Here is a 14,327-nt window from a genome sequence, read left to right as displayed (position 1 = left end):
ATGGACACCCTTGCCCTTGGCTAATGGTTCCCACTGCCAAGCCCATAGCGGACTTTCACCGCCAAGCTATCGCCCATGCCGGGCGCACACGCAAAGATAGGGGCGTCGCCGCGCCCCTATCTTTTGCCTTAGTGAACTTGCAAAAAGCCAGTGCATATGGTAGAAGGAAGGTGCTTCTTGCTTCGCTTCGATCCGGCTTCTCACACACTTATATACTTAGCATATCTTGGTATGTCTTAGTACTTCTTAAATACTTCGTGTTCCTTCGCTTAATCTTTAGGAAAATATCTTTGCCATATTAAACACCCGGTCATCGATAGGTCTGACCGTAAGAGCCTCTTCAAGCGGGATCGATGTGACTTCGCCGCATCGTATGGCGACCATGCGGTCGAATTCACCTTTTTCAATCAGCTCAATAGCCGCAACACCGAATTCGGTAGCGATGAAACGGTCGAACGGGCTTGCTTGCCCGCCTCTTTGCAGGTGACCGAGGTTCATAAACCTGGTTTCAAGACCGGTCTTCTCCTCAATGGTATCGGCAAGAAACTCTCCGATGCCGCCGAGCCTTACGTGTCCGAACGCATCGGTTTTCTCGTTTACGACCACCTGCTCGCGGCCCTCGGGCTTGGCGCCCTCAGCAACCACGATAATGCTAAACGTCTTGCCCCTCTGGCGACGCCTTTTTATCCTGTCGATAACTTCATCGATATTGAAATGGTGCTCGGGAACCAGAATGCTGTCTGCGCCACCGGCGATACCGGCGTAGAGCGCGACGTGGCCCGCGTCCCTTCCCATAACTTCAACGACCATAATCCTATGATGTGACTCGGCGGTCGTGTGGAGCCTGTCGAGCGCCTCGGTCGCAACCTCGACGGCAGACTGAAAGCCTACCGCAAAGTCGGTGCCGTTGATATCGTTGTCGATTGTCTGCGGGATACCGACTGCAGGTATCGGCTCGGGTAGGTTATTGATCTTGTGCGCAACGCCCAGCGTGTCGTCGCCGCCGATGCAGACCATCGCATCGATACCGGCCCGCTTCAGATTCTCCTTCATTTTGTCGGCTGCGCCGTCAATTTTAAACGGGTTGGTCCTCGAGGTACCAAGAACCGTACCGCCCTTTGGCAGGATTCCTGAAACGGAGTGAAGCGTCATTTCCTCGTAATCGCCGTTAATCGGGCCGGCCCAGCCGTTTTTAAAACCAAGGATCTGGTGCCCGCCCTCGAGTCCACGCCTTACAACCGCCCTGATTGCGGCATTAATGGCGCTTGAGTCACCGCCACCGGTGAGCATTCCTATCCTCATTCCGCAACCCCCCCAGCCATATACGCCATTGTCTCGGTCGCCTTACCGGCGGAGCCGAAAAGCTTAATCTTACCGCCGACAATTTTAACCATCTCGTCCATGGCCGGCTTAAGTAGTTTCCTGGGGTCTATAACATCCGGGTTTTCCTGGATAAACTGGGTGATGCCGCGTTTGAAGGCATCGCGTATCTCTGTGTCGATGTTGATCTTGGTTACGCCGAGGGAGCCCGCGGTCCTGATATCCTCATCCGGAATGCCCGAGGCGCCGTGCAAAACAAGCAGCGCCTTGTCTCCTATTTTATTTCTGATCGCTTCAAGCCTCTTGAAGTCAAGCTGTGGTTTTCCCTTATACCAACCGTGTGCGTTACCGATCGATACGGCCAGCGCATCGATGCCGGTGCGCTCGACATAATCAAGCGCCTGGTCCGGGTTGGTCATCGAAGCCTCGCGCTCGGATACAGAGATCGCATCCTCTGTGCCGACGAGCCTTCCCAGTTCGCCCTCGACCGAGATGCCGGCGGCATGCCCGAGTTTTACGGCTTCCTGGGTAAGCCTCACATTCTCTTCGTAGGGATGCTTTGAGCCGTCAAACATGATGGATGAAAACCCGGCGCGCACCGCGTGGACCAGATGCTCGAACTCGGTGCCGTGGTCCAGGTGAACCGAAACCGGAACGCCCGTCTCCTCAGCGGCGATTCTAGCCATGGCCACCAGGTTCTCCATTCCAGCGTACTTTGCCGCAGACGGTGAGACCGCCAGGATAATCGGCGACTGCTCCTCTGATGCAGCGCGAAAGATCGCTTTTGTTATTTCCAGGTTGTTTGTATTAAACGCTCCAACTGCATACCCACCATCGCGTGCTTTCATCATAAGCTCGTTGTTTGTTCTAAACATTATCACTCCTCCTGTATAAAATAATTTGCTATTGTTCTACCCATTCGGCAAAAAAATAAGCAGAGCTTGCTTTATTGCCGCTATGCTTGGAGTGCTTGGACATTCTTATTTTGTCGCTATTAGATATCGGGTTGGCCTTTTACTTTCTAAAGTAGCATTGGCATACTGTTAAGCGTATTACTAATTATAGTGCTGCGAGCGGCTTAAGGAAGGCATTTTATGGTAAATTACCCTATTTTTTAGGTGTTTTCTTAAATACTTTTCCTTCACGTGTACTCAAGCGCACAAGCACTATGCCCCCGATAATGAGAACGGCGCCAATGGAGAGGTAGGCAAGGATATAGCCGATAAGGCTTGCCAGCAAGAGGAAGAATCCCACCGCTACAAAGATCGAGGCAATTGAGAAAAATGTAAAGGCGAGGATAAAAAAGGCAGCCTTTCGCGCAGCAGTTCCAATCGGTCCCGTGATGTTTTGCTTGACGATCATCGTTATCTGCTGACGCACGTAAGCCATGACCAGATCGAATAGCTCAAGAATCGCATCGATAATCGTTTTTCCGCCCTGTGTAGTTTCTTTCATTTTCCGCTCCTCTAGTTGTTGTTTGCAAATGTATCAAACACGGGCGGAAAAGGGTAACTAAGCTGCTTTAAGCCTCATCTCCTTAGATCTACAATATCTCGCGGAGTTATGGCTTCCACCCGGCACTTCGGTCGGTGTTATACCTAATGAGCACTGTCCGTCAAAATTGCTGCATTCAAGGCACCCCGGCCATGAGATCTGCCGGTAGAGTGAGCCCAGATTGCTTAAGTAGTTCTCAAAGTGCTCCGGGAAAAGCTCCTGGAACTTCTCCCTTACTTCTATCATTTTATCAAAGTTGACGAGAGAATATATCTCTGAAAGGAGAGAAAGTTTTGCCAGCGCTTGTAATTTTTCCGATTCTTCCCATCCATTGCGGCTTCCGCCCGCCAGTTCACTTATTTGTGCGTCAAGCCACTGTGCCTGCTTTTCGAGAGTTTCACCCTGCAGAGACACCTGCCGCTGGAGCATCGGTATGTATTCCCAGCTTTTAGATAAATCATGCTCCGCACTCATGGCAGAACACCTCCCTATAGTTTTCGGTTAACGCCGATTATTTCCTTAAACTAATTTCATTAAAATAAAGTGGCGCAAGCGCACGCCACGGGGTTTGAAAATCACCATGTTTTATAGAGGTCCTTCGCCTTCTTCCTCGATATCAACGGGCAGTTGCTCTTCCATAAGAGTCAGGCGGTCGATTTTCTGCTCAAGCCTTCTTATATCTGTTTTGGTGGGAATATCCGCTTCATCGATGGCCTTTCTCACTTCGGCCTTGACCATATCCCGCAGCTGATTACGCGCCTCAGTGCCCCGGGTCATGAGATCTCGCACCATTGCCTTGGCCTGATCGCGGGTGATCTCGCCGCGCTCGACCAACTCATTTACCAGCTCCTGCGCTCTATCAGCGGTTATAGAGGCAGCCCCAATACCAACCAGTAGGGTTCTTCTGATTATGTCGGTAATACCATCGCCCATATTCACTCCTCCTTCCCTACATCTGTGCTACCCAATTACGGGCATGCCTAAACGTTGGCAAGCAAAAGGATTACAATAGCTTTTTGTAGTGGCGACGGGTTCCTCTTTCCCACCTATACGACCATGTCAAGAACAAGCCGTAGGTCATTGATGATTTCGCAATCGGCTTTCAAGATATTTTCCGAGCGGTCGATGAGCACAGGTGTAATCCCGACGCTGCGGGCGCCCAGGATATCGGCGTAGTAGTGATCGCCCACGTGCATGGTTTCGTGCGGTTGTACGCCGGCACGGGCAAGGGCCATCTCGAATATTTCGGGTTGGGGTTTCATCCTGCCGACCGTCGCGGAGCACATGATAAAGTCGAGATACCGCGTGAGGCCGATGCCGGCGCACAAGTCCGACAGCCTGCTGTCCCAGTTTGAGACAAGGCCGATCGTTAGTCCCGCGTCTTTGAGCCCCATGATGGTTGCAAGGGCGTCGGGAAAGAGTTCCCAGCGGTAGTGAAAACCGAATTCATCGTAGATTTCTTGCGCCAGGCGACGACCGTCGCCGTTAATCCCGACTTCTCGTGCGACAAGCGTATAAAGATCGATCCAGAGGGCGGCGGCTCCCTCTTCGGAACGCCAGAAGGTATCGTCCTGCCGGTAACGCTCCTCATAGTACCGGTCCCCTACGGCAATCGCTTCTCGCAACGCCTCCCGATCGATCTCAAAGCCGTTGCGGCTGAATACCTCGGTGCAAACGTGCTTGACCGAGGGAAACGGGCGCAACAGCGTATTTCCCGCATCAAAAAATACTGCCTTATATTTCAACGCACTACTTCCTTTAATTCTTACCGCCTTGCTTTATACTTTTTATCGGCTGGCGCTGAGTTTGCCTTCCAGGCGATCCATAGCGTTTCTCAAATCGTGCTGGCGCATGGCCGTTGTAAGATCTCCTCTGGTTTTCTCCATGACGGAGCGGGCCAGATCGGTAATCCTCCTGAGACCCGGCGTAAGCGCATCCGGGTAATCAAACGAAATCAGGAAATAATAGACATCGTCCATGATGGTTAAAAACCGCTCGCCCTCGGTGAGCTTCCCCCGGCGGATGATATCTAAAATATGCCGCCTCAGTTCGCCCATAGCCTCGCCAAGCCCTGAGAGATACGGCGGATAGCCTATCCCCAGCTCATCCGGCTCAGGCAGAGGGGCGCCGGTAACCAGCGCAAAGGTCGTCCTGCCCTCGCTATATTCCTTCTCGGCATCCTGCAAAAAACCCGCAAAGTAAATCTGGGGATAGTCCTTAAGCACATTCTGGGCTTCAACCAGGTGGGCCTTGGCCTCATCCAGGTGCTTTGTGGCCTCTTCATACTTCTCGCGGTGCACCGCGCGTATCGCAACGCTACAGGAACGGATTACCTGCCGCGCCTTCGGAAGCGCTATCTCCCGCGCCTTGTTCTTTGCATCAAGGCTCGCCCTAATTTTCCCGCCGATATCCTCAAGCTCCATGTCGTTTCCTTTCCAACCCAATCCTTGTTTACTACACCATTCGTACCTGTCATTCTGAGCGCTAGCGAAGAATCTAGGTCGCACTCACAGACTTCTGTCACTTGAATCTTGTCTAAGCTTAGACCCTTCTGCATAAGAAGAAGGTTTCTGCACCCAAGATTCTTCAGTCGCTTTGCTCCTTCAGAATGACAGATAGCGCACTGGAGTAGCTTATTCTACTTTTCGCAATCCGCTGCGTTCTTTTATTTTCTCGATGATCGCGCGCAAATCCTCTATTGAAAAAGTATAAAGCTCGTCGCAGAAGTTGCAGCGCATCTCGATGTCCTCGCCATCGGCGATCATATCTTTAATCGCTTAGTTCTCTATCCCTTTACCACGAATGACTTAAAATCGCCCTTCGGCTCTTCCCAATCTATCCTGACGCGGTCGACTGCGGCCCGGTCCGGGCCGCGGCGGCACCACCCAACCAGATCATCAACCATAACGCCGTCGCCCTCGATCACCGCCTCGACTTCGCCGGAAGGCAGGTTCCTCACCCACCCTTTAACGTGACGAAGATCGGCCATCTCCTTCATGCTCTGCCGGTAATAGACCCCCTGGACGCGCCCCTGAATAAGAAGATGTAAGCGTTTTTCTGTCACCTGGCTGTTCCCTCCGCACTTGTGCGTAATAAAAATTAGGCTGGAAGTTTAATCTCCAGCCTATCGAAACCTTCTCTGCGGGTCAAACTCAACCTGTGTTCAACGCAGCCTTAAGAAACGGCTCGATGTAGGCGCGCTGCTTTTCGTCCACCGTCTCGCTTAAAAGAACAAGCGCGATATAGCGCGGCTCGAACGGCGTGGTCTTAGGATACATCTTAACTTCATACGGCATCTTATCGCTCTTCTTGTGGTTGCATGTCGAGCATGCCGTAGTCACGTTATCCCAGGTATCGAGACCGCCCCTCGAGACGGGCTTTACGTGCTCCCTTGTTAAACGCTCCTTCTTCTTGAGATCGCGTTTATACCTGCCGCAATACTGGCAGGTATAGTTGTCGCGGGCAAAAAGGACCGCGTTGCTGACAACCGAACGGAAACGGCGCGGAATTTCGACGTAGTGCACAAGGCGAATAACCAGCGGATAAGGAAAGTCCCGTTTCTCGGTTCTAATGCGCTTGCTTACGTGGGTCTCGACTATCTCCGCCTTTTCCTTGAGGACGAGGATCAGCGCTCTCTTGACAGGAACAAATGTTAAAGGTTCGGTGCTCGCATTTAAAATCAATGTCTGCGCCATAAACTTTCGCGGCTTCTTCCAATCTTCCGGGGTATGCGCTCACCCCCGGCCGCTCCCACCGCTTAAGGCCTCCATTAATTGATAAATCTTGAGCAAAATTATACCAGATTACGCAAAATTACTAAAGTAATCACACGGGTGGCCCGTGCATGGCAGCCGACTACCTACACCTTAAAAAGCCCTCCCGCTGGCTTTTACCTCGTAGATTTTAGCCCTGCACTTGCCCGACCCCCTGGCGGGTAGTTTAGTAATCCAGATTAAATAGTACCTGAACGGAACCCCGGTGATTTTAAACGACATCTCTTTGGACGCGTTTTTGACCTGTTTCAAGGTTTTCCACTCCAAAACGTCGTTTGAGCCCTTGATAGCGCCGGACCAGTTTCCGGATGAAGTTATCACCAACCCCTGCACTTCAACGGCTTTCCCATAATCCATATATACCCCAACCCCACCCTTGTGCTCACCAAAACTCGATGATTTATAGCTTTCGGTCGACCACGCCGTATCGGGATTGCCGTCTATTATATTTCCCACTTGGTCGGGATTCTCATCACCATTTCCGTTTGGGTCGTAATCAACCACATCAGCTGGTTTCAGCGAACCGAACTGCGGTTCTTTTATGGTGTCAAGCTTAATTCTTTGAATTGGCCGTTTTTTGGCTACCGCCGTATAATCGCCGCCTGCACCCGCAAAATAAATGAGCGCGCCGATAATGGCAAGCACGCAGACGGCTATCAACGCCTTGGCAAATACGGTCAGCCTTTTACGCTTCCTGCGCCGTCTCGGATTAGGCCTTCTACTCCGCGCGGGAGCACTTTTCTTCGACTCTGTGCCTGGATACGCCTCGTCTTTGCGGGCTCGCTTTTTACGGGCAAACTTTGCCTTCGTTCGCGGGCTCGATTCTAAAAGCTCCTGCTTTTCGGGAGAGTCCCAAAATGCCAAATCCTCCAAGAGCTTGTTTACATCCTGATAGCGGTCGTCAGGGTCTTTGCTCAACAGTTTGTCGACAATAATCTCAAGAATCGGGGGCACCTTTGGGTTGAGTTCGCGCACCGGGGTGGGTTTTTCGGTTACGTGCTTCCCCGCTACTTCAACCGAGGTAGTGCCCTCAAACGGGGCGCGGCCGGTGAGCATCTCGTAGAGGATTACCCCAAGCGAGTAGATATCCGAGCGGCTATCCGCCTGCCTTCCCCGCGCCTGCTCGGGGGATATATAGCGCGCGGTGCCTAAAATCTTTCCCGTCTGGGTAAGCCCCGGCATCATTAACGCCCGCGCGATACCGAAATCGGTGACCTTAACAACATACTCGTCGGCTAAAAGAATGTTCTGCGGTTTTATATCCCGGTGGATAATCGCCCGCTCGTGCGCATGCCCGAGCGCCTCGGCGGCTTGACCGGCGATATAGACAGCCTCGTTTACCGGAAGCGGAGCCCGCTCCTCGATCATCTGCTTGAGCGTTATGCCCTCGACGTACTCCATCACGATGTAGTAAATGCCGTTGGCATCTCCCGTATCATAGATGGTCGTGATGTTCGGATGGATGAGGCTTGCAGCCGCGTAGGCTTCTCTCCTAAAGCGCTCTATGAAATGGGCGTTATCGGTAAACTGCCCGTGCAGTATTTTAATTGCTATTTCGCGCTCCAGCACCGAGTCAAAGGCCTTATACACGACCGCCATGCCGCCGCGGCCGATTGCCTTATCGATTGTGTAGCGCCCGTTGATAACTTGTCCCTGCATGAATACCCTGTATAAGCTACTTCTCTTGCTTCTTTAGTCGTGCTAAGCCACCCAGTATAATTATGTGAGCGGCAGCCCTGCCACCCAGAATGGGGAGTGGTTTCCTGATTTCATTATGACCCTCCCCGTGTTACCGTATTCCAGTGATGTTAACACTCAACTATTTTACACTTAGCCGGCCAATAGTGAAACGCATCGGTCGAAGATTGCCCTGATACATCCCCGGCTATTCGGGAATAATACGGTTATACGGGGTATTTTAGACGCGGTTTTAGAACTTCTAAATGTGGCATTGTTGATTGATACTGAAATATGGAAATTAGGTGGCGTATGAAAGAACAAGAGCAAGAATACCTGAGAAACGAAATAGCGGAGGCGCTGGAGCGCGAGCCGGGGATCGGCGCCCGTATCGATGTGGAAGTACACGGGCGGGTCGTCAGAATAAGCGGCATCGTTCGCACGCTCGAGCAGAAAGAGATCGCGGAGGAGATCGCGCAACGTTTCGGTCCGGTACGGCTTGACAGCGATATCATCATCGGGTCGCCAAAGATCACTGATGATGGTGATGTGCTGGCCGCCACTCGCAGGGCCATCGCTAAAGATACCGATCTCGCGCATGATATCGGCGTGGGCCGGGTTGTCGATGGGATCGTCTACCTTGAAGGACGCAGCGAAAGCATCCTCGAAATCGAGCGCGCCGCACATATTGTAGCGAGCGTACCGGGAGTGAAAGACATCGTGTCTGAGGTAAGAATTAAAACAGATGTCCTCATCACCGACGTTGATCTGGTGGATGAGGTCATGCAGCGATTACGGGTCGACCCCACAATCGAGGCGGAATTCATCAGCGCTTCGGCCAAAAACGGCATAGTGAAAATAGAGGGTACGGTTAAAACCATCAAGCAAAAAATGCACGCGGGTTACCTGGCGAAACAGATGCCCGGTGTCGCTAAAGTCGAAAACGACCTGGCCGTAAGCGAGCACCCGATAAGCCTCGATGCGGCAGCGGAAAACGAAGTCCTAAAAGCGCTCGAGATGAGCAGAATCAACATGATTGACGTGCGGGTTAATGTACTCGACGGTGTGGTCTACCTGGACGGCACTGTGGACACTTATGGGCAAAAGGAACTGGCCCAAAAAATAGCCGAGAAGATACCGGGAGTGCGCCTTGTTCAGAACGACCTGGTTATAGGCTTTCATATAGAAAAAAGCGCATGAGAGGGAGGGCCTTCGTAGCTGGTTTCCCGAGAAGCAAATGTGGGTATAAAAAACCTTGTCTACTTGCCTAGCAAGAGAGAGGAGGCCTGCTTGCAAAGTCTGAAGTGGGAGAAAAACCAAGCCGCACTGCTGAATAAAGCCGCCGAGGATTTCCGCGATCATATATGGACGATAGTTGAAAAATGGATGCTCAGCCTGAAGATAAAAGAAGGCGAAAATAGCTGGAAACGATTCCCTGAAACACAACTTGTCGATAATCTGCCAACACTGTTAAGAGGTATTTCCAAGGTCATAGAAGACCCTGCGCACATCGTTGATTTTGAGCCGGGCGGCGTCATCTATGAAGCCGCGTCCGAGCTGGGTCGAAACCGCCGGCTGCGCGATTTTGAGCCCTCTGAGGTACTGTACGAGCAGGAAGTGCTGCGTGATATCATCTGGGGCTACTGCCGGAAGAACCTTATGCCGCTTGATGCGTATGAACTGGAAAAGCGGATAAATCGACCGGTCGACAAGATGGTCTCAACGATCATCAACAGCTACATAAACATTTATGCAATGGAGCTGAAGCATCTTGCGCGCCGCGACAAGCTCACGGATTTTCTCAATTACGAGGCTTTTAAGGAAACGCTCAGCGATGAGCTGAGACGCTCGCGCAGGTACCGCCACTCGTTTTCGCTCATCATGCTCGATATCGACGGGTTTCAAAATTACATTAAAGAATTTGGTAACCTGGCCGGTGATACCTTACTTAAGGAGGTATCGCGGGTCGTGGAGCATATCATCCGTACGGTCGATATACCGGCACGGCACGGGTTGGACGAGTTTGCCATCATATTACCCGAGACATCCAAGAAGCAAGCCCGTAGAGTCGCCGAGCGTATGAGGCGGGCCATAAAGCTCGATACCAGACACACGGCGCAGGTTCACGACGAGTTGAAATCAGGGATTACGGTGAGCATAGGCGTGTCCACCTATCCCAAGGATGCCGGGACACTAGACGAGTTGGTAAGCCTTACCGATGAGGCCCTCTTCGAAGCCAAAAAAGCCGGCAGAGACATTGTGGTTTGGAAATAAAAGAAGGCCGAGACGCCCTCGGCCTCTACTCCATTTTATCCTTCACCCGTCTGGTCAAATCATTCTCGACAGTTAGAAGCTTTTGCGCAAGCCCCGACCGTTTGCCCGGCCGGCTGATTATCACCCTATGGTTGGATGATTCCTGCGCCAACCATTTTTGCTTATAGGGCTCCTGCCCCCGTAAGAAATCGAACCTGCCCATACCCGCCGCAATCGAGTCCTCAATCGCACGGCCTATCAATACCGTAGAAACGCTCATCGGCGCCCATTCCGGTTCGAACCCCCCAAGGTAATAGTAAAACGTATCGCCAAACGCAAATCCATAGAGTGCTGCCACCGGCAGGCCGTCAAGCTCCATAACGTAGAGACGTAGCCATCCGCTCTCACAGAGAGCGGCAGCAAGCCCGATATGAAATTTTCTAAACTTGGGATTGAGATACGCTCCGGGTTTTTTCTTGGCTATAAAGCGTTTCTGGTGAAGCTTGAAGAAAAGCTCCATATCTTCCCCGACGGTCTCGGGGCAGCTCAGCCTGATGCGCATATCGTGATCGCGCGCCAGACGCCTGGCGTAATACTGCACGTTCCAGCGAAACTTCTTGCTTAAGGTCGCAAGGTACCCCTCCCAGCTCTCGGGAAGCTCAAGACTATAGCAGTGGTCCTGGATAACATCGGCGCAGGAGAACCCAAGGGCCTTAGCTTTTTCGACCATCTCGCCGGCGGTATTACGTGCGCTCGAAAGTTGATGAAGATCGATTGCATCCCAACCCGACGCGGCAAAAAGCGCACCATAAAGGGCGACAGCGGCACCCGATATGTCGCCGTCGGCTATGATGTCCAGATAATCGGTTCCATTAGTCCCGATAAACGCCGCGACCTTAAGCGGCAAGCCATAGTGGGTGGACGATAGATAGACAGGGGCTATGCCGACAATTGCGCCGGCATCCCGGGCAACTAGCAGCGAGAGCTTTTTCCCCCTACCGTTTGATTTCCACCAGTACCACGACCATTCCCAGGTCTGAAATATGGACGAGCCCGCTGCGGATGCAAGCGCGTTCCAATCCTCTTTCAGGCTTCTAAAGCGTTCCAGATCCGTTACTACCTCTATTGCCGGCAAACAGTAACCTCCATGTAGGGTTTCGAATACGTGGAACGGCTCAGCTCGTTAATCTCTCTCTGTAGTTTTTTCGCTAAGGTGCTCTTTAAAGATGATGCAATCTTCACACCCGTTAAAAGAGGCGCATACACACCCGTCCTTCAGCTGCCAGCAATCAACCTTCTGCATGTAAGCCGAGCACCTGATGTAGTGACTTGCAGGACACCCTTTAATTTCCCAACAATTACGCATGATTTACTCCAACACTTCCGTTTGTGTACACACTATGCGTTAGGTGGGGCAACCTAAAACAAGTTTACCGTTATATGGACGTACTATTATTTATATAACATCCTACTTCTTTTTGTAACTAGTTTGCGCTTTTATTATTCTTTCTTTGAGTTCCTCTTCATCTTTTACGCCGTTCACATCAACGTCTAAATCCATCATAGCCATAATACTCGCTCTTACAATAACCGTGTTGGCGAGCTTCCTTCCGCCTGAGACTTTGGATCTTATGCTTACCGACTCAAGATAAGCAAACATCTCTTCAGGCATGGTAATCGGGACACGAAGGTAGTTCTCCTTGCTCATTTAGATCCTCCTTCTAAAACGTAGCGCCGTGGGTGAAGTCTGGCCATAAGCTTACTTGTCTTAAATATTATAAGCACTAAAGCGCCACTATGGCAATTGATAGAGTGAAGTTAGAGAGGGATGGGTGGGGTCGATAAAGTGATTAAGCAACCTCTTTTGGTTGCCTGCCCTCAGTCTCTTCTGCAGGTTTGCTTGAGATGGCCTGCCGTTTTGGTTTGCCCCAACCCTTTTTCCAAAACTGGAACGTGGCAAGCAGACGCTCGGTAAGGATAAGCTGGCGCGGCCCGATAAACTCGATGAGGCCGAAGAGGCAGAGCTTAAGGATATCGGTAAGCCGTTGGTAGCGCATATAGATGAGGTTATCAAGAAGAATCGAGCCCAAATTTATCCAGGCCCCCCACAGGATCGCGAGCATGAAGAAAAGCAGCGCAAAGTCGAGATCTAAATAACCGGTCAGGTAAAATACAACAAAGAGGAAATAGCCGAGAAACTCGACGATAGGCGCCAGGGCCTCTACAAAGATGAAGTAGGGGTAGCCGAACAAGCCGACCGTGCCGTACTTCGGGTTTAAAAACATTTTCCGGTTAAACCACAGGCTCTCAATTAGCCCTCGCTGCCAGCGATTTCGCTGCTTGGTAAGCGAGTTAAAGTCGGCCGGTACTTGCGTCCAGCATACCGGATCGGGCACAAAGATGATCTTGTAGCGAATCTTATGGTCCCGGCAGTGTTTATGCAGCCGCAAGACCAGGTCCATATCTTCGCCAACCGTATGCCGATAGCCGTTTACCGCCATGAGCAAGTCTTTGCGAAAGATGCTAAACGCCCCGGAGATGATAAGCAGGCTGTCAAAGGAATTCCATGCCGTGCGCCCCGATAGAAAGGTTCTTACATATTCAACCGCCTGGAAACATTCGATAGCTTTTTTCGGTGCTCTTACCGAAATAACATTGCCGTCTTCAACCGTGCAGCCATTTACCACCCGCACGATACCTCCGGTGGCGATGACTTCCCTGTCTTCGATAAAGGGCCGTACGGCTTTTAAAAGGGCATCGTTGTCCAGGAGAGAGTCCGCATCCACGCAACAAAAGAGCGGAAATTTTGACGCGTTGATCCCCGCGTTGAGGGCATCGGCTTTACCGCCGTTCTCCTTATCCAGCACTAAAAGATGCGGGTAATCCAGCGATATATAGATGCCGCGAAGCGGGCGATGATCGAGTTTCAATGCGATGGGCTTATCGATTTTAACAAGCCTGAAGTGCTCCTTTAGCTCTTGCAGGGTGGTATCCGTCGAACCGTCGTTAACAACGATCACCTCAAACTCAGGAAAATGCAGCCCGAGCAGCGATTTCAGGCTCGCCGCTATCGTCTCCCGCTCGTTATACGCGGGAACTACGATGGAAAGCGGCCGGTAAAATGAGCCCGAGATAATATTCTTAATATTCTGCGCCGTAACGGTCGATGAGTAACGCCTGATGTCCTTAAGCGATACCAGAGTAAAAAACGAGCACGTGCCGTTGATGAGGATAAAGTAGGCAAAGATTATGAACTGATACCAGGATATAAAAACAAGCAGCATATCAAGCACGATAGCTCAGCTCCTTGAGCACGTAATTGGATACGTCTCGGACAAACCGATCGCCGCTGTTTGCCGCGCGTTTAAGTAATTTGTAGCCCTTATCGCCAAACCGGGCTATCGAGAGTGCTGCGTTTATTCTTACGTGATAGTTCTCATCATGCAACGCGTTTCGCAAATCCTTAATAATGAGGCTCTGCGGGCAGCAAGACGCACCTTTTGCCGCCACGGCCCGCACCCGCCAGTCCTCATCGTTGAGCCCCAACTTAAAGACCCCAAGTATCCCGTCCCCGCCAAGCTCCCCGAGGGCTCGCAAGCAGGTTATCTTCATATCAGACACCGAGCTAAAGGTTATGAAATAATCCCGGATTGTTTGGCCGGCAGCAACAACATTTCGTACCCCGCAAGCTTCAATAATGGCCCGCTTGAGCGAGTCCGAAAAATCCGGGTCGTCTTTTATGCGCTTTAGGTAATCGATGAATAGGCCTTGCTTACCCTGCTGGGTAAACGATGTGATGATGTTCGTATA

17 protein-coding genes are annotated in these 14,327 nt (G+C 51.5%); 2 read left to right on the top strand and 15 right to left on the bottom strand.

Going from position 1 to position 14,327, the window contains the following annotated elements:
- Positions 1-276: 276 nt before the first annotated feature.
- From COY37_RS08560 to COY37_RS08510, 11 genes are all read right to left on the bottom strand, one after another.
- Positions 277-1,302 (bottom strand): 6-phosphofructokinase, encoded by a 1,026-nt coding sequence (locus COY37_RS08560; protein WP_286678446.1) that lies wholly within the window; start codon positions 1,300-1,302, stop codon positions 277-279.
- Entirely contained in the window at positions 1,299-2,195 is an 897-nt protein-coding gene (fba, locus tag COY37_RS08555; protein ID WP_286678445.1) for a class II fructose-1,6-bisphosphate aldolase, read from the bottom strand. The genes COY37_RS08560 and fba overlap by 4 nt, the downstream gene beginning before the upstream one ends.
- 232 nt (positions 2,196-2,427) lie before the next feature.
- Positions 2,428-2,775, bottom strand: coding sequence for a hypothetical protein (locus COY37_RS08550; protein ID WP_286678444.1), 348 nt, complete (start codon positions 2,773-2,775; stop codon positions 2,428-2,430).
- 57 nt (positions 2,776-2,832) lie between these two features.
- A complete protein-coding gene (locus COY37_RS08545; protein WP_286678443.1) occupies positions 2,833-3,288 on the bottom strand; it encodes a hypothetical protein in 456 nt (151 codons plus the stop codon).
- Positions 3,289-3,399: 111 nt separating this feature from the next.
- A complete protein-coding gene (locus COY37_RS08540) occupies positions 3,400-3,747 on the bottom strand; it encodes a phasin family protein (RefSeq protein ID WP_286678442.1) in 348 nt (115 codons plus the stop codon).
- Positions 3,748-3,860: 113 nt separating this feature from the next.
- Positions 3,861-4,559 (bottom strand): HAD family hydrolase, encoded by a 699-nt coding sequence (locus tag COY37_RS08535; RefSeq protein ID WP_286678441.1) that lies wholly within the window; start codon positions 4,557-4,559, stop codon positions 3,861-3,863.
- 42 nt (positions 4,560-4,601) lie between these two features.
- A complete protein-coding gene (locus COY37_RS08530) occupies positions 4,602-5,258 on the bottom strand; it encodes a translin family protein (protein ID WP_286678440.1) in 657 nt (218 codons plus the stop codon).
- Positions 5,259-5,447: 189 nt separating this feature from the next.
- On the bottom strand, positions 5,448-5,579 hold the full coding sequence (locus COY37_RS08525; protein WP_286977216.1) for a hypothetical protein: 132 nt from the start codon (positions 5,577-5,579) through the stop codon (positions 5,448-5,450).
- A gap of 20 nt (positions 5,580-5,599) precedes the next feature.
- Positions 5,600-5,878, bottom strand: a complete 279-nt coding sequence (locus tag COY37_RS08520; protein ID WP_286678438.1) for an acylphosphatase — start codon at positions 5,876-5,878, stop codon at positions 5,600-5,602.
- Between the two features lie 88 nt (positions 5,879-5,966).
- Complete coding sequence (locus COY37_RS08515) at positions 5,967-6,509, bottom strand: HNH endonuclease (protein WP_286678437.1); 543 nt, start codon at positions 6,507-6,509, stop codon at positions 5,967-5,969.
- A gap of 171 nt (positions 6,510-6,680) precedes the next feature.
- Positions 6,681-8,246, bottom strand: a complete 1,566-nt coding sequence (locus COY37_RS08510) for a protein kinase domain-containing protein (RefSeq protein WP_286678436.1) — start codon at positions 8,244-8,246, stop codon at positions 6,681-6,683.
- A gap of 330 nt (positions 8,247-8,576) precedes the next feature.
- Here COY37_RS08510 and COY37_RS08505 point away from each other — a divergent pair, with 330 nt between their 5' ends.
- Together COY37_RS08505 and COY37_RS08500 are read left to right on the top strand one after the other, a co-directional pair.
- On the top strand, positions 8,577-9,464 hold the full coding sequence (locus COY37_RS08505; protein ID WP_286678435.1) for a BON domain-containing protein: 888 nt from the start codon (positions 8,577-8,579) through the stop codon (positions 9,462-9,464).
- Positions 9,465-9,554: 90 nt separating this feature from the next.
- Positions 9,555-10,538, top strand: a complete 984-nt coding sequence (locus COY37_RS08500) for a diguanylate cyclase (protein WP_286678434.1) — start codon at positions 9,555-9,557, stop codon at positions 10,536-10,538.
- 25 nt (positions 10,539-10,563) lie between these two features.
- Here COY37_RS08500 and COY37_RS08495 read toward each other — a convergent pair whose 3' ends face one another.
- The 4 genes from COY37_RS08495 to COY37_RS08480 all read right to left on the bottom strand — a co-directional run.
- On the bottom strand, positions 10,564-11,652 hold the full coding sequence (locus COY37_RS08495; RefSeq protein ID WP_286678433.1) for a GNAT family N-acetyltransferase: 1,089 nt from the start codon (positions 11,650-11,652) through the stop codon (positions 10,564-10,566).
- 333 nt (positions 11,653-11,985) lie between these two features.
- On the bottom strand, positions 11,986-12,225 hold the full coding sequence (locus COY37_RS08490; protein WP_286678432.1) for a hypothetical protein: 240 nt from the start codon (positions 12,223-12,225) through the stop codon (positions 11,986-11,988).
- 142 nt (positions 12,226-12,367) lie between these two features.
- The gene (locus COY37_RS08485; protein ID WP_286678447.1) at positions 12,368-13,801 is read right to left on the bottom strand and encodes a glycosyltransferase family 2 protein; all 1,434 of its coding nucleotides are present in this window, start codon (positions 13,799-13,801) and stop codon (positions 12,368-12,370) included.
- Position 13,802: 1 nt separating this feature from the next.
- Positions 13,803-14,327: HEAT repeat domain-containing protein (locus tag COY37_RS08480; RefSeq protein ID WP_286977212.1), on the bottom strand; the 525-nt coding region annotated here is incomplete at its 5' end.

This window comes from Candidatus Aquicultor secundus, from assembly GCF_002791875.1.
Classification (GTDB): Bacteria; Actinomycetota; Aquicultoria; order Aquicultorales; family Aquicultoraceae; genus Aquicultor_A; species Aquicultor_A secundus.
Note: the sequence above shows the minus strand (reverse complement) of the source record. Positions and strands in the feature narration are given on the sequence as shown.

Excerpts from the sequence above, each read along its gene's own strand:
- COY37_RS08560 (WP_286678446.1), bottom strand. The coding sequence starts at position 1,302 with ATGAGGATAGGAATGCTCACCGGTGGCGGTGACTCAAGCGCCATTAAT.
- fba (WP_286678445.1), bottom strand. The coding sequence starts at position 2,195 with ATGTTTAGAACAAACAACGAGCTTATGATGAAAGCACGCGATGGTGGG.
- COY37_RS08550 (WP_286678444.1), bottom strand. The coding sequence starts at position 2,775 with ATGAAAGAAACTACACAGGGCGGAAAAACGATTATCGATGCGATTCTT.
- COY37_RS08545 (WP_286678443.1), bottom strand. The coding sequence starts at position 3,288 with ATGAGTGCGGAGCATGATTTATCTAAAAGCTGGGAATACATACCGATG.
- COY37_RS08540 (WP_286678442.1), bottom strand. The coding sequence starts at position 3,747 with ATGGGCGATGGTATTACCGACATAATCAGAAGAACCCTACTGGTTGGT.
- COY37_RS08525 (WP_286977216.1), bottom strand. The coding sequence starts at position 5,579 with ATGATCGCCGATGGCGAGGACATCGAGATGCGCTGCAACTTCTGCGAC.
- COY37_RS08515 (WP_286678437.1), bottom strand. The coding sequence starts at position 6,509 with ATGGCGCAGACATTGATTTTAAATGCGAGCACCGAACCTTTAACATTT.
- COY37_RS08510 (WP_286678436.1), bottom strand. The coding sequence starts at position 8,246 with ATGCAGGGACAAGTTATCAACGGGCGCTACACAATCGATAAGGCAATC.
- COY37_RS08505 (WP_286678435.1), top strand. The coding sequence starts at position 8,577 with ATGAAAGAACAAGAGCAAGAATACCTGAGAAACGAAATAGCGGAGGCG.
- COY37_RS08490 (WP_286678432.1), bottom strand. The coding sequence starts at position 12,225 with ATGAGCAAGGAGAACTACCTTCGTGTCCCGATTACCATGCCTGAAGAG.
- COY37_RS08485 (WP_286678447.1), bottom strand. The coding sequence starts at position 13,801 with ATGCTGCTTGTTTTTATATCCTGGTATCAGTTCATAATCTTTGCCTAC.